This window comes from Acinetobacter tjernbergiae DSM 14971 = CIP 107465 (assembly GCF_000374425.1).
Classification (GTDB): Bacteria; Pseudomonadota; Gammaproteobacteria; order Pseudomonadales; family Moraxellaceae; genus Acinetobacter; species Acinetobacter tjernbergiae.
The window spans coordinates 161,401-186,284 of sequence record NZ_KB894357.1; the positions used below are offsets into that span (position 1 = coordinate 161,401).

Consider the following 24,884-nt stretch of genomic DNA (forward strand, 5'->3'; position numbering starts at 1 on the left):
GAATTTTTGGCTTTTTATTCGCCTTCTTTCACATTCATATCCTGATACGCAATCAATTTGGTTTTGTACTTCCATTTATAACCCAACCAAATCACTAGAAATAATGGGATACTGATATAAGTTGAAACTAAGCCTAACCAGTCAATTTTTCCACCTAAAATCGCCTGATAGTTTTGACCTAAAATAATGATTGAACACAGAATAAAGGCAAACCACGGCGCAAATGGGAAAAACTTGGCACGGTAAGCCAAATCTTCTAATTTATAACCTTGAGCAATATAACCTTTACGGAAACGGTAATGTGAAATTGCAATTCCTAACCAAACGATAAAACCACACATACCTGACATGTTAAGTAACCAGTTAAACACCTGTTTCTCACCGATAAAGGTGGTCAAAAAACATAATGCAGCAACGGCAGTGGTTGCATAGAGTGCATTCATGGGTACGCCACGACCATCAAGTTTTGAGAACCATTTAGGCGCTCGTCCTTCTTTTGCCATATCAAACAGCATACGTGTCGATGAGTACATCCCAGAGTTACCCGCAGATAAAATTGCACTCAGAATAACGGCATTCATCAAGCTTGCAGCAAAGGCAAAGCCTGCTTTTTCATACAGTAAGGTAAATGGTGAGAGTGCAATATCTTCACTTTGTGCAGCTTTTAATAGCAGTGGATCATCATAGCTGACCAATGTACCAATGATAAAAATACACAAGATATAGAACAGTAAAATACGCCAGAAGATTTGTTTAATGGCTAAAGGAATGGTCTTTTTCGGATCTTTAGATTCACCTGCCGCAACACCGACCATCTCAGTCCCTTGGAAGGAGAAACCTGCAATCATGGCAACACCGATGAGGGCTTGTAAGCCACCTACAAACGGCGCATCTTTATAATGCCAATGTTGAAAAGTTGAGACATTGGGTGTCATCATGATTTTAGCAATCATCCAGATACCGATGATGATAAACACAATGATTGCAATTACTTTAATCAAAGAAAATAAGAATTCACTTTCACCAAAGCCTTTTACCGTCAACGCATTAATCGCAAAAATAATGGCGAGGAAGATTGCACTCCAGTAAAACCCAGGAATATCTGGGAACCAGAATTTCATGATGAACTGAACTGCGACCAATTCAAAAGCAACGGTGATTGCCCAGTTATACCAATAGTTCCAGCCTAAGGCGAAACCAAAACCATCTTCGACATAACGACTGCCATAGGTGAAGAATGCACCTGAGGTTGGATTATGTGTTGCTAACTCACCGAGACTGGTCATCAAGAAATAGATCATGATCCCGATGAGAGCATAGGCCAATAATGCACCACCAGGACCGGCTGTTGCGATTGTTGAACCTGAAGCAAGGAATAAGCCTGTACCAATTGATCCGCCAATGGCAATCATATTCAGGTGACGTGCTCCGAGCTGACGCTGAAGGTGTTGAGGAGCAGATGTATCGCTCATAAAAATTCCTTAAACTGTATAAGGGTCTGTTGACACTTTATATCTGGGTTGCGTTATAGGCTGAAATTTCATCAATCAAGGCATGAAACGAAAGTAATAGCGACTCTATTACTAAGTTTCATAACGAAGAGTGAGGGAATTTCAACCATAACCCTTCGGGGGCAGGAATATTTTTTGCCGCTATAGCGTTATGGCTGACTCATTTAGAATCACTAAATTTCATCAATCATGCCTTATACCGCCTAAAAATATTCTCTGCCGCAACCATAGATAAAGTATCAGCTGACCCTGTTTGCACAGGCATATAACACTTTGAATCCCTGTTGATCTGCCTTCACAAGACATTGACCAAAGCTTTGCTCAATCAGAGGCGGATAATTTAGAAAACGATTCGCCACGATCCATAGTTCACCTGAACTTTTCAGATGCTTTTTCGCCAATTGGCAGAGTTCTTCACTTGCATCGTAATTGGTATGAATGCCTTGATGAAAAGGTGGATTACTCACGATGGCATCTAAATCTTTAGGTGCATCAACAAAACCAGTGACAGGCTGTAGATGTAGCTGTGCTAAGTTCAGATCATTTTTTTGAAAAGTGAACTCAGTTGACCGTAATGCAAATGCATCAACATCAAGTGCAAAAATGTGCTGGTTTGGATTGAGTTTGGCTAAATAAGCACTAATAATCCCAGCACCGCAACCAAAGTCGGCAATCTTACCTGATTTTACTTGGCTCAGGTAAGGGAGCAGCACAGCTGTTCCGACATCTAAATGATCTTGACTAAATACACCTGGTAAAGCACAGATTTCTAACTGTTGTTGATTGACTTGCACAATATAGTTTTTTAACCAATGGTCAAGTGGTTTGTGTATTTCTGTCTTTTCAATTTTCATGTGCCAAAATTGGCAGTGACGTGCGCTATCAATTTTGAAAGCTTTGCCATATTGCAGCAGTTGTTTTGCAGCACGTTCAACACCGCCTTTTTTTTCACCCACTAAAAATACGCTTTGACCTAGTGTTAACTGGCTAACCACGACATGTAGAATATAGTTCAATAGTTCTTTAGATTTGGGAACGAAAATAACGACCTGATCAAAACTTGCTTGTGGAAACTCCACCGAAAAATGTGAGTTTATACCAGCACTTTGAAAACTTTGATGATCAGCATAACTCCAAGTCCAGACAGAGGCTTGCACTTGGCTAGGTAAATTTTTGGCGAGTTGATCGTTAGGCGCATTAATCAGTAAAACTTGCCCATTTAAATAATCTTGTTGTCGTATAACAACTTCACTACGTGGATCCATTTTGATCTCTCATCAAAAACAAAGCCCAGTGGTGAAACTGGGCAATTACGATGGTTAAAAGACTATTTTTGCGTTTCAGGTAAAACAACATTTAAAATCAATGCAGCAATACCTCCTGTTGCAACACCTGAGCTGAAAATGTTTTTGAATAATTCAGGAAGATGCTCAAGAATTTGTGGTACTTGAGCCACACCTAAACCCAATGCAAGTGAAATTGCAATAATTAGCAAAGCACGACGATCTAAATGGATACTTGAAAGAATATTAATTCCAGATGCAGCCACCGCACCAAACATCACCATTACCGCACCACCCAGTACCGCTTGAGGAACAGCCTGAATCACGGCAGCAACAGCAGGGAAGAGACCTAAAATAATCAGCAAGACCGCAATCCATATCCCGACATAACGACTTGCAACACCAGTCAGTTGAATCACACCATTATTTTGTGCAAATACAGAACTTGGGAAGGTATTGAAAATACCCGCTAGCAAAGAGTTTGCACCATTTACCAGTACACCACCTTTAATTCGTTGCATCCACACTGGGCCATCGACAGGCTGATTTGAAATCTTACTGGTTGCTGTGACATCACCAATCGCTTCGAGTGAAGTGACGAGATAGATGAATGCCATTGGAATGAACAAGCTCCAAGAGAAGCTAAGTCCAAAATGCATTGGCGTTGGAATTTGGATTAAAGGCGCATCGTGCAATACGGAAAAGTTTAAATGACCCATAAAGCCAGCAAGAATATAACCAATCACCAATGCGATTAAAATTGCTGAACTTTTCACCCAAATAATTTGAACACGATTCAACAAAATAATGACTGCCAACACTGTACAGGACATGATGAGATTGTCCGTATTGGCAAAAGTATGATCTTGCATGGCCATATAACCGCCTCCCATGCTAATCAGACCTTCTTTAATCAGTGTTAAACCAATTAATAGAACGACAATTCCTGTAACAAGTGGTGTAATAAGTTGTTTTACCCAAGGTAAAATTCGAGACACGCCCATTTCAATAAATGAACCTGCAATTACGACACCAAAAATGGCTGCCATCACTTGCTCAACAGGTGTACCTGTCGCAACCATAGCACTACCAATACCAATGATTGGACCGATAAAATTAAAACTTGTCCCTTGAACAATGAGCAGTCCTGCACCGAAAGGACCAACTTTTTTACACTGTAAAAAGGTTGCAATTCCTGAGATGATCAGAGACATCGATAAAATCATATTGGTATCTTCACGAGATACGCCAAGTGCTAAGCAAATGAGTAAGCCAGGAGTGACAATTGGGACTAAAATCGCTAAAAGATGTTGTAAAGCAGCTAAAAATGCGATGAACGGTTTTGGACGATCATTTAGTCCGTAGACGAGATCAAGCTGTTGTTGATGTTGAGAATTCGACATGGGAGTATAAGAAAAGCGATAAGCAATAGTGGAATATTCTAATAGAGTTAGCCTGCTTTACCAACGATTCTGTGACAGTTCGTCAGAAAAAAAGTGCTCTGTCAATAAACTGTCACTACTAAAGTTTAGTATTTTTCTGTATAATTTGCCCTCAAATTTAAAGCGTATCGAATTTTACATGTCAGATATTAAAACTCTCCGTAACATTGCCATTATTGCGCACGTCGATCATGGTAAAACGACTCTTGTAGACAAACTTTTACAACAATCAGGTGCTCTTGGTGATCGCGCAGGCGAGATTGAACGTGTTATGGATTCTAACGCGCTTGAGTCTGAACGTGGTATTACCATTCTTGCAAAAAACACTGCAATCAAATGGTTAGATGCACGTACAAACACTGAATACCGCATCAATATTGTAGACACCCCTGGACACGCCGACTTCGGTGGTGAAGTTGAACGTGTAATGTCAATGGTTGACTGTGTATTGCTTCTTGTGGATTCACAAGAAGGCCCAATGCCACAAACTCGTTTCGTAACGCAAAAAGCGTTCGCACGTGGTTTGAAGCCAATCGTAATTATTAATAAAGTTGATAAGCCAAGTGCACGTTGTGACTGGGTTATTGATCAAGTATTTGATTTATTTGATAACCTTGGTGCAACTGATGAACAATTGGATTTCCCAATTGTTTATGCATCTGGTTTACGTGGTGTTGCAGGTCCTTCTCCAGAAGAGCTTGCTGAAGATATGACACCATTGTTCCAAACGATCGTCGATATCGTTGAACCACCAGCAGTTGATGTTGATGGTACTTTCCAAATGCAAATTTCATCACTTGACTATAACAGTTTCGTTGGTGTAATCGGTGTTGGTCGTATTCAACGTGGTTCAGTAAAATTAAACACGCAAGTGACTGTAATTGATAAAGAAGGTAAGACACGTAACGGTCGTATCTTAAAAATCATGGGTTACCACGGTTTAGAGCGTATCGATGTTGAAGAAGCGAATGCTGGTGATATCGTATGTATCACAGGTATCGATGCACTCAATATTTCTGACACAATTTGTGATCCGAAAGCAGTTGAAGCTTTACCACCATTGTCTGTAGATGAACCTACAGTTTCGATGACATTCCAAGTAAACAACTCACCGTTTGCTGGTAAAGAAGGTAAATTTGTAACTTCACGTAATATTCGTGAACGTTTAGAGCGTGAGTTGATTCATAACGTAGCATTACGCGTTGAAGATACTGACAGTCCTGACCGTTTCAAAGTTTCTGGTCGTGGTGAACTTCATCTTTCAGTATTGATTGAAACAATGCGTCGTGAAGGCTTTGAGATGGGTGTTTCTCGTCCACAAGTAATCATGAAAGAAATTGATGGCGAGAAGCAAGAACCATACGAAAACGTAACATTTGATGTTGAAGATCAACATCAAGGTGCTGTAATGGAGCAAATGGGCTTCCGTAAAGGCGAGATGACCAATATGGAAGTTGACGGTAAAGGCCGTATCCGTATTGAAGCAACTGTACCTTCACGTGGTTTGATTGGATTCCGTTCAGAATTCTTAACCATGACTTCTGGTACAGGGATCATGACATCAAGCTTCTCGCATTACGGTCCTGCTAAACAAGGTACTGTTGCGAAGCGTCAAAACGGTGTATTGATCTCTATGGTTCAAGGCGTGTGCTTGGGCTATGCACTGTTCACACTTCAAGACCGTGGTCGTCTATTTGCTAAACCACAGTTAGAAGTTTATGAAGGTATGATTATTGGTATTAACTCTCGTTCAGATGATATGACAGTTAACCCAACTAAAGCAAAACAGTTAACCAACGTGCGTGCATCAGGTACTGATGAAGCCTTGACTTTAACACCTGCAATGGAATATACGCTTGAACAAGCGCTTGAATTCATTGAAGATGATGAGTTAGTTGAAGTAACACCTAAATCGATTCGTATTCGTAAACGTCATTTGACTGAAAATGATCGTAAACGTAATCGTGGTAAATAATTTTTCATCACTGAAAAATGAAAAAACCGCTAAATTTATTTAGCGGTTTTTTTTATTGCATAAAATAACGGAAGGATTCATGCTTAAATTCATATTTTTTATTAAAATAAAAAATGTTGTTAAAGTGTGAAATAACTTTCTTTTTTTTGTAAAAATATTAAATTATCAACATTATGTGGATCGCTGCAACTGTGTAATAAAGAATGCAAAAACAGGATGCAACCAAGTTCAACTCTGGAGAATTATAGATGAGTATTATTCAAGAATTTAAGGAATTTGCCATTAAAGGCAATATGATGGATTTAGCAATTGGTGTCATTATTGGTGGTGCTTTTGGGAAAATCATTGATTCCTTGGTGAAAGATATCATCATGCCACTTATTTCAGTTATTACAGGTGGTGGTGTTGATTTCACACAGAAATTTATTGTTTTGGGGGATAACCCAAATAATTTACAGTCTTTGGCTGAGCTAACCAAAGCTGGGGTTAATGTTTTGACCTATGGTAACTTCTTAACGATCTTTATTAACTTTATTATCTTGGCATGGGTTGTTTTCCTCATGGTTAAAGTGATGAATCGTATGCGTAAACAAGAGGAAGCTGCGCCAGCAGCACCAGCGGCTACACCAGAAGATATTCAATTGTTACGTGAAATTCGTGATTCTTTGAAAAAATAAAGTCAAATCACTTTGAACTAAAACGGTATTTTGAATGCCGTTTTTTTATTGGAAATAGATAATTCCATATTTGGAACGCAAGCTTTTACATGGAAAATTGCATGATTTGACTTTAAAATATTGTGCATATTTGAATGGAACAGCAATCATGAACCAACTATTTGTCTATGGCACACTTTGTCCAAATCGAGAAAATGCGCATATTTTGGGTGGAATCGGTGGAGATTGGCAAAAAGCATCGGTACACGGCACAATTCATATTTTAGATTGGGGGCCTGATCAAGGTTTACCTGCAATTGTTCTAAATGAACAAGATCCTTTGGTTGATGGCTATTTATTTATCACTGAAAAATTAGAACAAAACTGGCAAATGTTAGATGACTTTGAGGGATTTCAATACAAACGTATTTCTGTTGAGGTTATTTTAGAGTCTGGTGAAAAAACAGATGCATGGACTTATGTGATGAAGCCACAGGAATCAAAATGATTGGGGTGAGATGCATGAGCTTAAACATCTTTAAGCTCAAATCTTATCTTAAGCTATCCATACGGAACTTCACCTCAAGTAAATGAAAACCGAATTGGCTTTTGATCGGGCCATGTAAAACACGTTCTGCCGCAGTAAAGACCAGTTTATCAATGACAGGAACAAGCTGTCCTTTTTTTACTTCACCTAGCTCACCACCACGTTTGGCTGAGTTACAAGTTGAATACTGTTTGGCAATTTTGGCAAAATCTGCACCAGACTGAATCCGCTTTTTTAACTGTTCTGCTAAATCTTTATCTTTCACTAAAATATGTCGAACAATTGCAGTTTGCATGATGTTGCTTTCCTTCAATAGATTTGAATTCGTCTAAACTTTATTTAACTTTAATGGTTGGCATTGTGGACAGAACACACTGGCACGTTGACCTAACTTCAAGTTCTCTAATGTGGTTTCGCAGTTGACACACATTTCTCCAGCACGACCATAGGCCAAAAGTGTCTGTTGGAAATAACCATTTTCACCGATTGCATTGCTATAGTCACGTAAAGTCGAGCCACCTAATTCAATGGCTTGTTTTAAAATACGTTTCACTTCAATAACGAGTTTCTCCACCTGTTGTGGAGTTAAGGTTGAAGCAGGTTGTGCAGGATGGACACCAATATTGAATAAGCTTTCAGTTGCATAAATATTGCCCACACCAACCACGACATGATTATCCATTAAAGCAATTTTGATGCCGACATTTTTCTTATTCAATTTGTCTAAGAGATAGCTCGCATTAAAATCTGCACTGAGTGGCTCAGGGCCAAGCGTATCAATTAGTTTGCTTTGACTCTGTTGATCTAGCCATAAAATACATCCAAAGCGACGTGGATCATGATAACGGAGTTGCTGATCTTCGAAGTCGATGATGAGGTGATCATGCTTTTTGAGTTCATCATTGGGTTGGCATAGGCGAAAACTACCAGACATACCTAAATGCCAAAGCATGTGGTCTTGCTCAAATTCTGCCAAGATATATTTAGAGCGACGTTTAAGTTCGGTTAAACGTTGCCCGACCAGTTTTTCAAGATCATTGGGAATTGGCCAACGCAGGCTTGCATTCCGTACTTTCACTGCTTGAACGCGTTGTTGTAAAAGAGGAAATAGGCTGGTTTTTGTGGTTTCAACTTCAGGAAGTTCGGGCATCGCGTGAGCTCAAGTTGTTTCAACGACAATACAATGAGGGTAAATTTCTAACTTGCAATGATGAAGGTGTTTAATTTTATTTACAAATTATGATTAAGTGTCATTTTGGTTTTTTTAGCTAAGGTTAAATATGTAATCAGATTATAAAATAAGAAAACATGTACATTAAGAAAAATTAGCTCCTCAAATTTTGTGAAATAAGGAATTTTCATGTTTTCACCCAAAATTAACCTTTTGTACGGTTGTATTGTAATAAGTATGGGATTGAGTAATTCCTTTGTTTGGGCTGCTGAATCTAATGTAGAACAAGCAATACAGCTTCCAACGATAAAAGTTGAAGCCACTCGTACCAATACGACATCTATGGAAACACCTGCATCAATTTTTAGGGTAGATATGCCTAAAAATGATCAATCCGCACAGGTTAATTTAACTGAAGTGGTTAAAGGCATTCCAAGTGTTCAATTGCGTAATCGAGAAAATTACGCTCAAGACTTGCAGCTTTCTATGCGTGGTTTTGGTGCGCGTTCCACTTTTGGTGTTCGAGGTATTCGTTTATATACGGATGGTATTCCTGCAACCATGCCAGATGGTCAGGGACAAACTTCGAATATTGATTTAAGCGGTTTGAGTCATCTTGAAGTATTAACAGGCCCATTCTCTTCTTTATATGGTAACTCATCGGGTGGAGTTGTATTAGCGACGACAAAAGAAGGGCAAGGCAAAGACTCAATTGAAATGAGTTATGCGGGTGGTAGCCATAATAAAAATCGTGCAGGTTTGGTTTTACAGGGTGGTGCGAAAAATCAAAATGAACCAAGCTATATCATCAGTTCATCTTATTTTGATACCGATGGCTATCGTGACCACAGTCGTGCAGAAAAAATATTAAATAATGCGAAACTTACGTGGAATTTGGATGATGGCAGTAAAATCAATTGGGTCACTAACTATGTCAAGATTCATGCGGATGATCCACAAGGATTAAATAGAACACAGTGGCAACAAAATCCACGTCAAGTAAACGATGCGAATAATGTATATGACGTTCGTAAAGATATTGAACAAACTCAAACGGGTGTGACTTGGTCTAAGCCGATAAATGATCAGCATGAGTTGTATGCAATGGCTTATTTGGGCAGTCGTCAGGTGACCCAATATCAATCTATTCCTCAATCAGCTCAGGTTAACCCAAATCATGCGGGTGGGGTGATCGATTTTGAACGTAATTATTATGGTGCTGATTTCCGTTGGACAGGAAAAGAACTGTTGCCGAACACGACGTTCAGTGCAGGGCTTGCAGTCGATACGATGGATGAAGATCGTCAAGGTTATGAGAACTTTAATTTAGTCAACGGGAAGCCATCTTATGGTCTAAAAGGGGCATTGCGTCGCGATGAAAACAATACCCTGTGGAATGTTGATCCATATTTACAAGCTTCATGGCAGTTTTTACCCACGTGGCGTTTAGATAGTGGCGTTCGTTATAGCAATGTCCATTACAAATCTAAAGATCACTATTTAAGCAATGGTAATGACAGTGATAAAACGGATTACAATAAAGTCTTGCCATCAGCAACTTTAAGTTGGCAAATTTTACCTGAGCTATTGGCTTATACCAGTTATGCCAAAGGCTTTGAAACGCCAACATTTACAGAGATGGCTTACAATGCTGATTCGAAAATTACAGGCTTTAACTTTGGCTTGAAGCCATCACAAAGCAATAATTATGAAATTGGATTAAAATCCCAAAACCAGTTAGGTAATTTTACTTTCGCTGTTTTTCAGAGCAGTACCAAAGATGATATTGTGTCTGCTGGAACTTCTAATGGACGTTCAACCTTCCGAAATGCGGATAAGACCTTACGTAAAGGTATTGAATTTGCTTGGAATAAAAAGTTCTGGAAAGACCTAGAGATGAATACAAGTTATGGTTATCTAGATGCTAAATTTGATGCTGCTATTCCGGCTGTTGGAACAGTAAAGGCTGTCCAAAAGGGCAATACAATTCCTGGTATCGCAAAGAACCAAGCTTTTCTTGGTTTAGCATGGAAACCCGAACAGGGGTTCTATGCAGGTGTTGATGCAGAGTATATCGATAAGGTCTACGTTGATGACATCAATAGTGATACTGCCGCAAGCTATACGGTCGCTTCCGTTTATACTGGGTATATGTGGAAATATGTAGATTGGGGCTTTAACGGTTTTGCTCGTGTTGATAATTTATTTGATAAAAACTATGCAGGCTCTGTGATTGTCAATGATAGCAATAGTCGGTTCTTTGAACCTGCGGATGGACGCAATTGGAGTGCTGGGATTAAATTAACCAAGCAATTCTAAAGAAACGAAAGCAGCACTTTAAAAGATAAAGTGCTGTTTCTTCTTTTATTTTTTACTTGGTTTTGCCGAAGCTGCTTTTTTTGCAGCAATTGCTTCTTCAACTTTAGCTAGGGATTCTTTGGCATTTGGATAGTTTGCTGCGGCTAGGCGAGTAAAAATATTTTTAGCCTGTTCAAGATCTTGATCTACCATGCCACCATTAGCCAGCATATTTGCTAAAACCATAAGAGAGGGTGGGTAGCCTTTCTTCGCTAAAGATTGCAAACTTTCAACAGCTTGATGTTTCATCAATGGATTGTCATTTTTTACACCAACGCTTAAATCGTAGATCGCTTTAAGGTGTATAGCTGGGGAATAATCTTTCCTAAGTAATGGGAGTAACTTTTGCACTGCTAATTGATCGTATTCAGGTTTACCTTGTCGAAATAATAGATTGGCACTTTCAACAATCGCATCCTCTGAACCCTGATTAGATGCTTTATCTAAATATTCTTTGTATTTTTGCGAATCTTTAGTAATTCCTAAATCGGCATTATGGTACGCCTGAGCTAAGGTATAACTAGCTTTAGCAAATCGTTTATTAGATGCTTCTTGATAATAGTGTACGGCTTTTTTTTCATCTTTTGCCGTGCCTTGACCAACTTGGGTCATATAACCTAAATTATAAATTGCTTGTGCGTTACCAGCCTCAGCTAGGCGTTGCATTTCTTGAAAAGCAGCAGGGTAGTTTTTTGCTTCGTAGAGTTGTGTTGCTTTTGCAAACACATCTGGTTTTGCTATGGTTTTATTGTCTGCGGCAAATATTGAATGACTTATAGCAAGAATTAGACTGGCGATGAGTAATTTTTTCATCTGAATTTTTCCTTTCATGTAGGCCTGCTTCAATCCATTGTGTCGCAGTATTTAACAGCATAATCATAAAAGTTTGGTGAAAAATGTAAATAACGAGTTTGTATAAATCTTGCTTAAATACAAGATTGATACTTAACGGTTATATAAAATAAAACATTTTAAATCAAATTATTATGTCGTGGATGGTTTGAGGAGTGAAAATCACAAACCATCCATTTATTATCCATTATTTTTTCGTATGTGCTTCTTGTAGAAATTGCTCCATTTGCTGAGCATCTTGTGGTAGTCCAGAGAGTCGCATACCATTTTCTAAGAACATCGTTGGGGTTCCACTAATCTGTAAATTTTGCCCTAATATTAGGTTTTTCTGTATAGGTGTGTCACATGTTCCTGAATTTTGGGTTAATTTCTGATGCAACATATAGTCTTCCCAAGCTTCATATTGATTTTTAGCACACCAAATTTTATTTGCTACTATTTCAGCTTGAGGATGAAGTTTTTTTAAAGGAAACAAGAATAAATACACCGTGACGTTATCAACTGATGTCATGTGCTGTTCAAGTTTTTGACAATAAGGACAATCTGGGTCGGTAAAAACGTATAACATACGTTCACCTTTGCCTTTTACATATTTAATTGCTTGATTGAGAGGGAGTTGCTTGACATCAATTTTATTGAGTTCAGCAATACGGTCTTCAGTCAGATTTTTTTGATTTTTTACATCAAGTAAATTGCCAAACAAAAGGTATTTTGCATTTTCATCGGTATAGATAATTTTGCCCCCTACATAGACTTCATAAATTCCTGCTAAAGGAGATTGGCTTACGGAGGTCACGGGAATATCTGGATAATTTTGTTTGAAATTTTGTTCTAGTATTTTGCTATCAGCATGAACTGTTTGTAAACTTAAAAGACCGAGCGTTAAAGCAGAAAGCCAAGTTTTGATCATTATTTTCATTGGAGAGAGATATTGTTGAGAATAGTCGAACAATACCCCTCATTTGCATTTTCGACAAGAACTTGAGTTAAACTTTTAAATAGGGCTGCATCGCCAATTGAAGTAACTCGATCAGTTCATCATCCATATATTGATATTCATCAGGAATATCGAGTACAAATATTTTTTTATGCATGAGCTGCTTGGAGAATTTTTCTTTGATTTGTTGCTTGTGTCGATTTTCCATTACAAAAATTTGCTCAGCCCACGCAATGTCTTTTAATGAAATTGTATGTTTAGCATGACGACTTGTACCAGCTGAACGGGTATGAAGACCATATCCTTGAGCGAATAGACGTTCAGCTGTTGGACTACGCCATTGATTACGACTGCAAATAAAGAGAATGTTCAGTGTCAAAAAATCCAAGAGTTGAAATGAGCGTCAGCTAAATATTGAGTTTTAGAAAGATGAGGATATTCGATTCCTAATTGTTTAGTCTGGGCAAGTTTGATTTACTGCGTATATAAATATTTCGATTTCTTTGGAGGCTCTCATAAAAGTGTTATATGTCTACAATATCTCGACTTCGAAATAAGAAATTCTTGTTTACGTGGTGATACTTTAGTACGTTGTTCTGATACATCAGCTATTATAAAAAACTCATGAGTTAATTAGGTTTAGCAACCAAGATAACACATGAGTCTTGAATATAAAATTAAAGTCGATTTTTACAAAGACTTAGCTTGGTCGTGCTACATCACCATTTAATACTTCTGGTAAATCCAAAACAGCAACACTGAGTTGTTCTAAAGCAGCAGGTTTAGCAATCACAAGTGCAAGATAACCATCTTCAAATGCAATACTATTCACGACTTCAACATCTTTATTCAGTTGGGTTGCAGGGGCAGGAGCAACATCTTTTGCTTGGATCAAATGCAGCCAATGTTTAGGCTTTGCTTTAAACCAAAGACGTGCCACAATTTCCTGACCCAAATAACAACCCTTATCAAAATGTACACCATCACGCTGATGCAGGCGTAATTCTTGTGGTTGAAATAGATGTTCAGTTGTATGTGTAATCCAAGCCTGTCCTGACTGAATGGCTTGTACTTGCCAGATATGGATGTCAGTCTCTGTTGAAGAAAATTCGGTTTGAATACCAACTACAGTTGGATAGACTGAACCAATTTCATCTAATTTCATTTTGGAGAAAGCACCAAACTTTTTAATATGTTTGGAAAATTCTTCTGCTTGGTCTTGTACAGTAACAAGCTCAAAACTCTCAGGATTTAACTTTTTAATCCATAGACCAAAATGAATACGCCCTTTTAAATCACAAATAGCTGTATAGCGACTCTCATTTTCAGATAAGCGTTCAACATGAATAGTGACCTGACCTTGTAAAAATTTTTGTGCATCTACACCATTTAAGCTAAAAGCAGTAAAAGCAAGCTGACTCATAGATCAATCCTAAAGCTGCGTTCTAATCACTAAAATATGGAAGGCTATTTTGCGCCATTTTCTACAAAAAAGCAGCTTTAGATTTTCGATATTCGTACTCAAATGAGTGATCAAAAGTATAGCAATCGTTGTATTAATCGTTATGATATGGTGGTGAATAAAAAATAACCATACTGGAGAATAATAATGACCGGTACAGTACGATTACATCGAGTATTTAATGCGCCGCCTGCACGTGTTTTTAAAGCTTTTCTAGATCCCGATGCATTAGTTAAATGGTTGCCGCCACATGGTTTTACTGCAAAAATTCACCATTTAGATCCACAGGTGGGTGGCACGTATAAAATGTCATTTACCAATTTCTCAACTGGGCAGACACATTCATTTGGCGGAACTTATGTTGAAATCACTGCAAATGAGCGACTGCGTTATACAGATAAATTTGATGATCCTAATTTATCTGGTGATATTCAAGTCACAATTGAATTAAAGCCAGTTGTAGTCGGTACAGAAATCAATATTACTCAAGAGGGAATACCTGATGTAATTCCTGTTGAGGCATGCTATTTGGGTTGGCAAGAGTCGCTTTATTTGTTGGGATTGCTTATTCAAGCAGAAATTCCAGATGAATAAAACAATGGCATCAAGTCCAACGTAAAAGTAACTAGAAAAATAAAAACAGTTTTAATCATAATTTATTTGGGGATGTATATGTCTGTGCAAGTAATTATTGAAGAGCGAGAACAACTTGCACGTATCGCTATGTATAAAGCTTTAGAAAATCAACAAGCTGAAGATAGTGTAGAGCTGTTTATTCAGCATCATCTAGAGGAAATTGAACCAAGCTATTGGAAAAAACACTGTGGTATATCAACGCCTACTCTATTACAGGTTTTAGCATTATTGGTGCTTGATTATCAGTGGGATGATGGAGGTTTGGAAAGTTATGACATGTTAGATTTTACTTTACCTGATGAAATTACCAATTATGTTATTTGCGTTAGTTTTAATGAAAAAGGGCAGGTCATTGATATTTCAATGGAGAGCTGAACTTTTATAACTAGAGGAGAATAAAGTGCACATCGCAATTAAACGAATTTATGATCCTGTTACAAAAGCTGATGGTAAACGTGTGCTCGTTGATCGCTTGTGGCCCAGAGGAATTTCCAAAGAACGTGCACATTTAGATTTATGGCTCAAAGAAATAGCACCCTCCACTGAGCTGAGAAAAGAGTTTTGTCATAAGGCTGAGTATTGGCTTGCTTTCCAGCATGGTTATTATCAAGAACTTAAAGATAACCCGCATATCAGTGAGTTAAGAGAAATTGCAAAGCATGGGCAATTAACACTGATTTATGCCGCAAAAGACCCTGAACTCAATCATGCTTTAGTTCTTGAAAACTATTTGCTTGGAAAAGAGATAAAAGAGATAAAAGAGATAAAGGCTTGAAATTTTCTATTTAAGGGAAACTTTGAAAAAAAGCACTGATCGACGATAATAGGATTTTTGAGATTTTTTTATGTCTTTGCCAAATTGCCCACAATGCCAATCAGAATATACATATCAAGATGGTGAATTACTTATTTGTCCTGAATGTTCACATGAGTGGAAAGATGGGGAAAACATAGCAGCAGAAGTACAGGACATTATTAAAGATGTAAATGGTAATGTTTTGGTTGATGGCGATAGTGTAACAGTGATCAAAGATTTGAAAATTAAAGGTTCTTCCTCGGTTGTGAAAGTAGGTACAAAAGTCAAAACAATTCGTTTAGTTCCTGATGCAAGTGATGGTCACAATATTGATTGCAAAATTGATGGGGTGGGTGCAATGAAACTCAAATCTGAATTTGTCAAAAAAGTTTAACCTAATCTATTTCGATAAGGAGCATGCAAATGCTCCTTTTTTAATAAATAACTATATTACTAAAAATGAACAAAAAATAGCCAAATCAAACTCTAGGCTGATCTATATTGAGTAGATAACAAAATATTAATCTAAATAATAGAGGTTCTTATGGCTGGATGGTTTGAAATAAGTTTAGCAAGTGATGGTCAATTTCGCTTTGTTTTAAAAGCAGGTAATGGGGAATCAATTTTAAATAGTGAATTATATAAAACGAAGGCAGCAGCATTGAATGGTATTGCTTCAGTTCAAAAAAATAGTCCAGACGATGCACGTTATGAACGATTAACTTCAAAAAATGAAAAACCTTATTTTAATTTGAAAGCTGCCAATCATCAGGTGATTGGTGCAAGCCAATTGTACTCAAGTGAACAATCTCGTGATAAAGGGGTTGAATCGGTAAAAAATAATGGGCCTTCAGAAGTAATTAAGGATTTAACTATCTAAATTTTAATAAAAAGCCGTTTGAATTAAAACGGCTTTTTTACATCAAAAGTTTAGATTAGCGTGTGAGTTTCGCTGCTAATTCCTCTTTATTTAGATTACTTGCTTCAGCATCACGACGACCTTTGTACTCGAAAGTACCAGCATCCAAACCTTTCTCACCAATGACGATTCGATGAGGAATACCCATCAATTCTAAGTCGGAAAATTTTACGCCTGGACGTTCGTTACGATCATCAAGTAATACATCATAACCCTGTGCTTGTAGTTCAGCATATAGCACCTCAGCAGCTTCAAGTGTACGAGGTGATTTGTGCGCATTCATTGGCACAATCGCAACATCAAACGGTGCGATCGCTTGAGGCCAAATAATACCTTTGTCATCAAAGTTTTGCTCAATTGCAGCTGCAACCACACGTGTTACACCAATACCATAGCAGCCCATGGTTACCGTAAATGGTTTGCCATCTTCACCAAGTACTTTACAGCCTAGCGCTTCTGAATATTTTGTACCTAACTGGAAGATATGTCCTACTTCGATACCACGTTTGATTAAAATCGTACCTTTACCATCTGGAGAAGGATCACCTTCAACCACATTACGAAGATCAAATACTTCAGTGAATGTTGCATCACGATCCCAATTCACACCTGTTGCATGCTTGTCGACTTCATTAGCCCCAGCAACAAAGTCAGATAAAACTGATGCAGCGCGATCTACAATGACGGTTAAACCTTTTTCAACAAGTCCTTGAGGACCACAGAAACCAGCAGTTAAACCGTGCTGTTGTAGTTGTTCTTCAGTTGCAAAGACTAATGGTGCTGCAATCAATGGGTGTTTTTCAGCTTTAATCTCATTGAGTTCATGATCACCACGTAAGAAAAGGGCAACAACAGGTGTGTGACCCTTTTCATCGGTTTGACCTTGAACCAAGAGTGCTTTTACAGATTGTTTTGCATCAGTATTTAAGAACTGGCAAACATCCGCAATTGTTTTTTGATTCGGTGTATCGACTAAAGTGAGTGTTTGTGTTGCTTCAGCGCGCTCGCCTGTCAAAACAGCTTCAGCCATTTCAACGTTTGCTGCAAAGTCCGACTCAGTTGAGAAGGCGATGTCATCTTCACCACTTGCTGCAAGCACATGGAACTCATGTGATGCTGAACCGCCGATAGAACCTGTATCTGCTTGTACAGGGCGGAAATCTAGACCAAGACGTGTAAAGATACGGCTATAAGTTTCGTACATTACATCATACGTTTCTTGTAATGATGCTTGATTTGCATGGAAAGAATACGCATCTTTCATGATGAATTCACGTGAGCGCATTACGCCAAAACGTGGACGAATTTCATCGCGGAATTTGGTCTGAATTTGATAAAAGTTCAATGGTAATTGTTTATAACTTTTGAGTTCATTACGGGCTAAGTCTGTAATTACTTCTTCGTGTGTTGGACCGAGTACAAAGTCATTTGTATGGCGATCTTTAAAGCGCAATAATTCTGGACCGTATTGTTCAAAACGACCAGATTCTTCCCAAAGTGCAGCAGGTTGGGTGACTGGCATGAAAACTTCTAATGCACCTGAACGGTTCATTTCTTCACGAACAATCGCATCTACTTTCTTTAAAACACGTGTTCCTGTGGGCAACCAAGAGTATAAGCCAGAAGCTAGTTTACGAATCATCCCCGCACGTAACATGAGCTGATGTGAAATGACTTCAGCATCATTTGGGGTTTCTCTCAACGTTGCAAATAAAAAGCGGCTTGCGCGCATGGAAACTATCCTAAAGTTAAATGTTAACTAAAATATGGCTACAATAATGAACAAATAATATGCTCAATGTTGAATTGTTGGCATTATGACATGAATCATCTGATTTCGGGCAATCTAAACTATTGCAATTGCATTAAAACTATTAAGAATCATCAGATATGTTTTTAGAAGAACATGTAAGAGAGGTTAAGTGGATTTTTAATAGTAAAATCTTTAATTTTGCTCAAGAATTTTTAAGCGATTAATAATATCTGCATATTCAACCTCAGTCTTATGGTAAGCATTACGAAGACTTTCCACGGTTCTTTTTACATTATCAATATTTTTTGCATTATTCTCTAAATTATTCTTGAGCTGAGGTGGTAAAACTTCACCCTTGCGGTGATACTCCATTTCTTGCCTCTTAAAACCAATTTTATCCTGTTGTAATTGTTTAAGTTGTTCTTGTTGGTAATTTAGCTGTTTTTTTAAATTAGCAAGAATTTGGTCTCTTTTTACTGCTGCGATTTTAGTACTACCATAAGCGCGTTTTAATTTAATATCTTGCTCACGTTGACGTGCTATTGATTCACGATGTGAAGATTGCTGCACATCTGCTGTTGCATTATATGGACGATTTCGCTTTAGAACTTGCATATTACGATCAAGTGCTTCGTAACCATAACGAATATGTTCGGGAGTTACCGATGTGCTTACATTTGCAACCCCATTTTTATCATAATAACGATACCAAACGGCTTTGGGTTGTTCAGTTAGGGCAAAGCTTGTATTGCAAAAAACCAATAGGAAAAAAACACAAATGTAATTACGAGTAATCGTTATAAAGTGGCTAACGCGGAAACCGCACTTTAACGAACTAGACATTACATTCCCCGGAAAAAGTTAACTAAATCACTTATTTTTAAATAATAATCAGTTGTATATTAGTAGCTATTTATACAATTAAAAATAGTTAATATACAAAAAAATTAGGAATTCGATGAAAAGTGTGAGCTATTCGTTATTGTTTTGGAAAACTGATAGATTAGTTCAAAAAACCTCATTGATAATGCAAGTAAAGATATGTTAAAAATATCATCTAATCTGTATAAAACAAATTAAACCAACCATAATTTGTATTGAGTGAATGGGGCAGGACAATTAAATGGAAGACAAATTTCAAAATTTGAAGGTAATGGTGATTGACGATTCAAAAACGATTCGCCGTACAGCTGAAACATTGTTACAACGAGAGGGTTGTGAAGTGATTACTGCTGTTGATGGTTTTGAAGCTTTATCAAAAATTGCTGAAGCAAATCCTGATATCGTTTTTGTTGACATCATGATGCCTCGTTTAGACGGTTACCAAACCTGCGCATTGATTAAAAATTCTTTAAATTATCAAAATATTCCAGTGATTATGTTGTCAAGCAAAGACGGTTTGTTTGATCAGGCTAAAGGGCGTGTTGTGGGATCTGATGAGTATTTAACTAAGCCATTCAGTAAAGATGAGCTGTTAAATGCGATTCGTAACCACGTTAGCGCATAAAATTTAAATTGAGGAAAAAATGGCTCGTATACTTATTGTAGATGATTCACCTACTGAAACATTTCGCTTTAGAGAAATTTTGACTAAGCACGGTTATGAAGTTTTAGAAGCAACCAATGGTGCTGATGGTGTCACAATGGCACAAGCAGAATTACCTGATCTCGTACTAATGGATGTTGTTATGCCAGGAATGAACGGTTTCCAAGCAACACGTCAAATTAGTAAGGGTAAGGATACTCAGCATATCCCTGTTGTGATCGTAAGTACTAAAGATCAGGCAACAGATCGTGTATGGGGGAAACGTCAGGGTGCTTGTGATTACTTAACAAAGCCAATTGATGAGCAGCAACTTATTGATGTGATTAAACAATTGCTAAGTTAATTAATACGAGCCTTTTCATTACTCAATACGGGATAGGGTATGGCAGCAAATGGATTTATCGAATTGCTTCGCTTATCCAAGCGAGGCAATAAACAATATGCTTCAACTCAGAATGAAGTCAGCCGCTGGTCTGGTATCGCCTTTGAGATGTTAGGGCAATATTTTGTTGCACCATTAGGAGAGATTTCAGAGGTAATTTATCCTCCGAAATATACTCCTGTTCCAAATACTCAAGCGTGGGTACGTGGTTTGGCGAACATTCGTGGAAGACTGCTTTCCGTTTCTGATCTAACGCAATTTATTTCAGGGCAACGAAGCCAGTTTTCACCAACACAAAAAGTAATATGTGTAAGTCATCAAGATCATTATGTAGGCTTGGTCGTGGACCAAGTTCTAGGTATACAGCACTTTAATAAAAAGAGTTTCTTTTCTCAAAGTTCTGAACTAGACAATAAATTAAGAGATTATTGTCAAGGTTACTTTCACCAGCATAATCAGCAATGGCATGTATTCTTATTAAGTCGGTTATTGAGTAATCCTCAATACATGAATGCATCAATAAAATTTATAAACTAATTTGATACGCTACGGAATATAAACGCGTATTCGGGGAGAAGCTGATATGGGCTTTAAACTTAAAAAGAAAAATGGTAGTGGCAGTGATAGTACAGGTGCGAAGAAAAGTGGGGCGTTTTTAGAAAATATTCGAACGCAACTTGATCAGTTCTCACGCTTGTTTGGTGAAACTGAAAAGTCTAAGCCGATTCTCTACCGTGCTTTAATTGCTTTAGCTCTTGCAGTCATCCTCTTAATTTATTTATTTGTGAGTGTACCACGCTATAACCAATTAACTCGTAGTTTGGGTGAGTTACGTTTGTTATCTCAGATGATTTCTCGTCAGGCCACTGAAGCAACGGCTTCTGGTACACCAGAAGCGATGAAAAGCTTAGTTGAATCTGAAAAACGTTTCGCTGAAAATTTAGAAACAGTTGAAAGTGTTTATGGTAAGGGATCAGATGAATACAAGAAAGCCAATGAACTTTGGATGAATGTATCTAAAAATATTGAATTAATTGCGTCTCAACAAAAAGTTATTAATCAGCTTTATGATACGAACATTTCGATCAGTGAAACCATTCCTGAAATTCAGGCTGAATACAACTTAATGGTTGATCAGATGGTTCGTGAGAATATGTCGAGTAGTCAGGTAATTATCACTAAAAACCAAGTGTTTATTGCTGAACGTATTTTGCGTTCAATTAACTCGGTTTTAGTTGGTACAGATAACTCAAATGTATCGGCAAATGATTTTGGTGCAGACATTGATACCTTTGGTGTTTATTTGAATGCACAGTTAAATGGTAGTGCTGAACTTGGTGTGGATCGTATTACTTCACCTGATCTACGGGAGTCAGTAGATAGTATCAAGTCAGATTATGATGCTGTTTTGAAATCGGCAGCAGCAACCGTATTACAAAATGCGAATCAAATTGTTCGTGTACGTCAAGCATCTTCACAAATCTTTTCTCAGTCTGATGCATTATTAAAATCATTGAATGATTTATCTGATAAGGCAGAAGGTGGTTGGGGTAATGTTATCGCAGGTATAGTATTAATTGGTGCACTTGGCTTGTTAATCTTCTCAGCGTTACAATTACTTGCTTTACGTAGTAACACAGATAAAGAGCGTGTAACACGTTTACAAGATGAATATGACCGTAACCAAAATGCAATTTTACGTTTACTCGATGAAATTGCTGACTTAGCAGATGGTGACTTACGTTCATATGCAACAGTATCTGAAGATTTTACTGGTGCGATTGCCGACTCGATTAACTTTGCGATTGATCAATTACGTGACCTTGTATCTCGAATCACTGAAACATCTCAAGAAGTCGCTCGTTATACCCAAGATACTCAGGATATTACTAATCAATTAGCAGAAGCTTCTGAGCATCAGGCACAAGAGATTGCAGGTGCATCAGCAGCAATGAACGAAATGGCATTGTCGATTGACCAAGTATCTTCTAATGCATCTGAATCAGCTGATGTAGCACAACGTTCTGTACAAATTGCATCGAATGGAGCACAGGTCGTAAACCGTTCAATTGAAGGTATGGATCACATTCGTGAGCAGATTCAAGAAACCTCAAAACGTATTAAGCGTTTGGGTGAGTCTTCTCAAGAGATTGGTAACATCGTCTCACTTATTAACGATATTGCCGACCAAACGAACATCTTGGCATTAAACGCAGCGATTCAAGCATCGATGGCAGGTGAGGCTGGTCGTGGTTTCGCGGTTGTAGCCGATGAAGTACAGCGTCTAGCAGAACGTTCAGCATCAGCAACCAAGCAGATCGAGAGCTTAGTGAAAACCATTCAAACAGATACAAATGAAGCCGTTATTTCAATGGAACAAACGACTTCTGAGGTCGTGCGTGGTGCGAACTTGGCAAAAGATGCAGGTATTGCACTCGATGAAATTCAAACGGTATCAGGTGATTTGGCAAAATTAATTGAGAGCATTTCTGATGCAGCAAAATTACAGTCAGCATCTGCGAGTCATATTGCGACAACGATGAATGTTGTACAAGAAATTACTTCACAAACGACAACAGCAACTTTCGATACAGCACGTTCAGTTTCTGAACTGGCTAATATGGCTGAGTCATTGCGTGAATCAGTAACTGACTTTAAATTACCTGAATAAGGCAGCAAAGGGAGAGCAGATGGGGTATCTGTTTTTCCCTTTTTGTAGAGATGTAGAATATCGCCGCAAGATAGAAATTATGGAATTACATCTTGCGTGATAAATACACGTAATTTTTAACCACATCTTGTGGATAAAAACGAAAGAAGCCGCTATGAAAGAAATATTAAAAACGTTAGTTGAAACAATGACGCTTCCTGAAGATAGTTATCTTGAGCAAGATCCTGAAATTCTTGAAATTTTTATTGAAGAATTAGATGAAATTTTTGTTGAGTTAGAGCCATTACTCGTTCAATGGATAGAACAGCCTAATCAACAAGGCGTGCTCACAGATATTCGTCGCCATTTCCATACCTTAAAAGGTTCTGGACGGATGGTTGGTGCAAAATCTTCTGGTGAATTGGCGTGGACGGTAGAAGATACTCTAAATCGTGTTCTTTCAGGAACGATATTGTTGAATTTAGATATTCAGCAATATGTGCAAGTGATTTTTAATCTTTATCGCTTCAAACTTTCACATGATTTTAGATTGGTTCAAAAACATCAAGTGGATTTAAGGCCTCTCGTTTTATTGGGGCAGCAATTACAACAGCAGCAAAGTCTTGAGCCTGCATTGACTGAATTATTGAATCTAGCGAATATTTTGAATCATGATGATATTAATACAGGTCTTGAATATCAGGAAACTGAGAGTAATATTGAGCTTGATTTAGTCGTTTCAGTGGCGGAAAGAGCTCAAATTGAAGATGATGTTTTAATCAAAGAAACATTAGCAATTTTCTTGGAAGAGGCCGAAGATCATTTAGCGACTATAGATCAATTTCTTTCAAGTGATTATCCAACGAACGAGAGTTACAATACTTTAATTCGAGCGTTACATACCCTACGTGGTAGTTCAGCTATGGCACATGTTCATCAGGTGTTTGAAGCTAGTTCTAAAGTAGAAAATTTATTTAAAACGTTATTACAAGATGAGTTAGATTCTAGTTCTGATGAAACAGCGCTATTAATTCACTACGCACAATTTGTTCGTGATTATTTACACACATTAAAACAACAAAGCCCGCAGCCTAAATTTGACGAAATTTATAATACATTTAATGTCGCATGGGATAGCTACGACTTCCAATTAGAAGAAAAACATGGAGATGCGGTACGACCACAAGGTTTAGTTTCACAATTATTAGAACTTAATATCAATGATATTCTTGATGTTGAATTTGATTTTGAGAAACGTGCACGTACTGAATTTCCTCAATATATTCAAATGCTCAGCCAACAGGCTGAAATTCTATTAGAACATACACATCATCATGCCACGATTGGTATGTATCAATACACAAGCCTTTTGCGCTCGAGTTATCAGGATGTATTGTTCAAACCGAACTTACTTAACCTTGATTATGCTTTTGAATTATATTATCAAGTACATCAACAGTTTATTCAGTTATTTGATACTTTGGCGGCAGGGCAACGTGTTACTTTAACCAAAGTTCATGAGCATTTATTGAATGAGCTAAGTTCATTTACGCAACAAAATATTGAGTTCTTTGAGCAATCTGAGTCTGAAACAGTTAAACAGATTGATACAACTGTAGACGCAGAAGTTTTATCGAATTCTAATCAAGTTTATTCAACTGATTTATCGGCACAATTTGGATTAGATAAACAGCTATTACAATCGAGTGAATCAAATCGAGACTTTGACCCAGATTTATTAGATATCTTCTTAGAGGAAGCTGATGAATTATTGGTAGGTATTGATGCGGATTTAAATACGTGGGCTGCCGATCAGCAAAATATCAATGCACTGAAAAACTTGATGCGTTATTTGCACACCTTAAAAGGTGGTTCAAATATGATTCAAGCACGTCATATTGGTTTGATTGCACATGAATTAGAAACAATTTATGAGAAACTGATTAATCAGCAATTACAACCATCTTCACAGCTAATCGCAGTGATTCGTGCAGTACAGGATGATATT

Annotated in this window: 24 protein-coding genes and 2 pseudogenes; 15 read left to right on the plus strand and 11 right to left on the minus strand. The window is 37.7% G+C overall.

What is annotated here, in order from left to right; genetic code table 11:
- Positions 1–14: 14 nt before the first annotated feature.
- The 3 genes from C502_RS0105420 to C502_RS0105430 form a co-directional block, all read right to left on the minus strand.
- Positions 15–1,472: an amino acid permease gene (locus C502_RS0105420; protein ID WP_018677833.1), complete on the minus strand. Its 1,458-nt coding sequence runs from the start codon at positions 1,470–1,472 to the stop codon at positions 15–17.
- 278 nt (positions 1,473–1,750) lie between these two features.
- On the minus strand, positions 1,751–2,776 hold the full coding sequence (locus C502_RS0105425) for a methyltransferase (protein ID WP_018677834.1): 1,026 nt from the start codon (positions 2,774–2,776) through the stop codon (positions 1,751–1,753).
- A 62-nt stretch (positions 2,777–2,838) separates the two neighbouring features.
- Positions 2,839–4,197, minus strand: coding sequence for a uracil-xanthine permease family protein (locus C502_RS0105430; RefSeq protein ID WP_018677835.1), 1,359 nt, complete (start codon positions 4,195–4,197; stop codon positions 2,839–2,841).
- Positions 4,198–4,375: 178 nt separating this feature from the next.
- On the opposite strand from C502_RS0105430, the gene typA reads away from it, so the two are divergent.
- The 3 genes from typA to C502_RS0105445 all read left to right on the plus strand — a co-directional run bounded on the left by typA (position 4,376) and on the right by C502_RS0105445 (position 7,375).
- The gene (gene typA / locus C502_RS0105435; protein WP_018677836.1) at positions 4,376–6,211 is read left to right on the plus strand and encodes a translational GTPase TypA; all 1,836 of its coding nucleotides are present in this window, start codon (positions 4,376–4,378) and stop codon (positions 6,209–6,211) included.
- 248 nt (positions 6,212–6,459) lie between these two features.
- Positions 6,460–6,888, plus strand: a complete 429-nt coding sequence (mscL, locus tag C502_RS0105440; protein WP_018677837.1) for a large conductance mechanosensitive channel protein MscL — start codon at positions 6,460–6,462, stop codon at positions 6,886–6,888.
- Positions 6,889–7,036: 148 nt separating this feature from the next.
- On the plus strand, positions 7,037–7,375 hold the full coding sequence (locus C502_RS0105445) for a gamma-glutamylcyclotransferase family protein (RefSeq protein WP_023274722.1): 339 nt from the start codon (positions 7,037–7,039) through the stop codon (positions 7,373–7,375).
- 43 nt (positions 7,376–7,418) lie between these two features.
- On the opposite strand, the gene C502_RS19355 is transcribed toward C502_RS0105445, so the two are convergent.
- Together C502_RS19355 and mutM are read right to left on the minus strand one after the other, a co-directional pair.
- Complete coding sequence (locus C502_RS19355; protein ID WP_018677839.1) at positions 7,419–7,709, minus strand: peptidylprolyl isomerase; 291 nt, start codon at positions 7,707–7,709, stop codon at positions 7,419–7,421.
- A 33-nt stretch (positions 7,710–7,742) separates the two neighbouring features.
- Positions 7,743–8,564 (minus strand): bifunctional DNA-formamidopyrimidine glycosylase/DNA-(apurinic or apyrimidinic site) lyase, encoded by an 822-nt coding sequence (gene mutM, locus C502_RS0105455; protein ID WP_018677840.1) that lies wholly within the window; start codon positions 8,562–8,564, stop codon positions 7,743–7,745.
- A gap of 210 nt (positions 8,565–8,774) precedes the next feature.
- On the opposite strand from mutM, the gene C502_RS0105465 reads away from it, so the two are divergent.
- Entirely contained in the window at positions 8,775–10,904 is a 2,130-nt protein-coding gene (locus tag C502_RS0105465; RefSeq protein WP_018677842.1) for a TonB-dependent receptor, read from the plus strand.
- A 45-nt stretch (positions 10,905–10,949) separates the two neighbouring features.
- Here the strand turns inward: C502_RS0105465 and C502_RS0105470 are convergent, their stop codons facing one another.
- The 4 genes from C502_RS0105470 to ygfZ form a co-directional block, all read right to left on the minus strand.
- Positions 10,950–11,756: a tetratricopeptide repeat protein gene (locus C502_RS0105470; RefSeq protein ID WP_026315748.1), complete on the minus strand. Its 807-nt coding sequence runs from the start codon at positions 11,754–11,756 to the stop codon at positions 10,950–10,952.
- A 226-nt stretch (positions 11,757–11,982) separates the two neighbouring features.
- Entirely contained in the window at positions 11,983–12,714 is a 732-nt protein-coding gene (locus C502_RS0105475) for a DsbC family protein (protein ID WP_081401094.1), read from the minus strand.
- Between the two features lie 67 nt (positions 12,715–12,781).
- Positions 12,782–13,105, minus strand: a complete 324-nt coding sequence (locus C502_RS0105480) for a low molecular weight protein tyrosine phosphatase family protein (RefSeq protein ID WP_026315749.1) — start codon at positions 13,103–13,105, stop codon at positions 12,782–12,784.
- A gap of 327 nt (positions 13,106–13,432) precedes the next feature.
- Positions 13,433–14,155, minus strand: coding sequence for a CAF17-like 4Fe-4S cluster assembly/insertion protein YgfZ (ygfZ, locus tag C502_RS0105485; protein ID WP_018677846.1), 723 nt, complete (start codon positions 14,153–14,155; stop codon positions 13,433–13,435).
- A 180-nt stretch (positions 14,156–14,335) separates the two neighbouring features.
- Between ygfZ and C502_RS0105490 the strand changes: the two genes are divergently transcribed.
- From C502_RS0105490 to C502_RS0105510, 5 genes are all read left to right on the plus strand, one after another.
- Complete coding sequence (locus tag C502_RS0105490; RefSeq protein WP_409360629.1) at positions 14,336–14,788, plus strand: SRPBCC family protein; 453 nt, start codon at positions 14,336–14,338, stop codon at positions 14,786–14,788.
- A 78-nt stretch (positions 14,789–14,866) separates the two neighbouring features.
- A complete protein-coding gene (locus tag C502_RS0105495) occupies positions 14,867–15,205 on the plus strand; it encodes a DUF2004 domain-containing protein (protein ID WP_018677848.1) in 339 nt (112 codons plus the stop codon).
- Between the two features lie 25 nt (positions 15,206–15,230).
- Positions 15,231–15,605 (plus strand): DUF488 domain-containing protein, encoded by a 375-nt coding sequence (locus C502_RS0105500; protein ID WP_018677849.1) that lies wholly within the window; start codon positions 15,231–15,233, stop codon positions 15,603–15,605.
- A gap of 70 nt (positions 15,606–15,675) precedes the next feature.
- Entirely contained in the window at positions 15,676–16,020 is a 345-nt protein-coding gene (locus C502_RS0105505; RefSeq protein ID WP_018677850.1) for a zinc ribbon domain-containing protein YjdM, read from the plus strand.
- Between the two features lie 150 nt (positions 16,021–16,170).
- Positions 16,171–16,506 (plus strand): YegP family protein, encoded by a 336-nt coding sequence (locus C502_RS0105510; protein WP_018677851.1) that lies wholly within the window; start codon positions 16,171–16,173, stop codon positions 16,504–16,506.
- A 55-nt stretch (positions 16,507–16,561) separates the two neighbouring features.
- Here the strand turns inward: C502_RS0105510 and C502_RS0105515 are convergent, their stop codons facing one another.
- Positions 16,562–18,277, minus strand: a complete 1,716-nt coding sequence (locus tag C502_RS0105515; protein WP_018677852.1) for a proline--tRNA ligase — start codon at positions 18,275–18,277, stop codon at positions 16,562–16,564.
- Positions 18,278–18,490: 213 nt separating this feature from the next.
- Positions 18,491–19,141 (minus strand): hypothetical protein, encoded by a 651-nt coding sequence (locus tag C502_RS0105520; RefSeq protein WP_023274725.1) that lies wholly within the window; start codon positions 19,139–19,141, stop codon positions 18,491–18,493.
- Between the two features lie 280 nt (positions 19,142–19,421).
- Here C502_RS0105520 and pilG point away from each other — a divergent pair, with 280 nt between their 5' ends.
- The 6 genes and pseudogenes from pilG to C502_RS0105545 all read left to right on the plus strand — a co-directional run.
- Entirely contained in the window at positions 19,422–19,805 is a 384-nt protein-coding gene (gene pilG, locus C502_RS0105525) for a twitching motility response regulator PilG (RefSeq protein WP_004652356.1), read from the plus strand.
- A gap of 19 nt (positions 19,806–19,824) precedes the next feature.
- Positions 19,825–20,187, plus strand: a complete 363-nt coding sequence (locus tag C502_RS0105530) for a response regulator (protein ID WP_004664659.1) — start codon at positions 19,825–19,827, stop codon at positions 20,185–20,187.
- Between the two features lie 39 nt (positions 20,188–20,226).
- Complete coding sequence (locus tag C502_RS0105535) at positions 20,227–20,763, plus strand: chemotaxis protein CheW (protein ID WP_018677854.1); 537 nt, start codon at positions 20,227–20,229, stop codon at positions 20,761–20,763.
- A 46-nt stretch (positions 20,764–20,809) separates the two neighbouring features.
- Complete coding sequence (locus C502_RS0105540; RefSeq protein ID WP_018677855.1) at positions 20,810–22,897, plus strand: methyl-accepting chemotaxis protein; 2,088 nt, start codon at positions 20,810–20,812, stop codon at positions 22,895–22,897.
- A 154-nt stretch (positions 22,898–23,051) separates the two neighbouring features.
- Positions 23,052–23,576: pseudogene (locus tag C502_RS19730) on the plus strand (Hpt domain-containing protein); the annotation flags it as partial.
- Positions 23,577–23,639: 63 nt separating this feature from the next.
- Positions 23,640–24,884 (plus strand): annotated as a pseudogene (locus C502_RS0105545) (Hpt domain-containing protein); the annotation flags it as partial.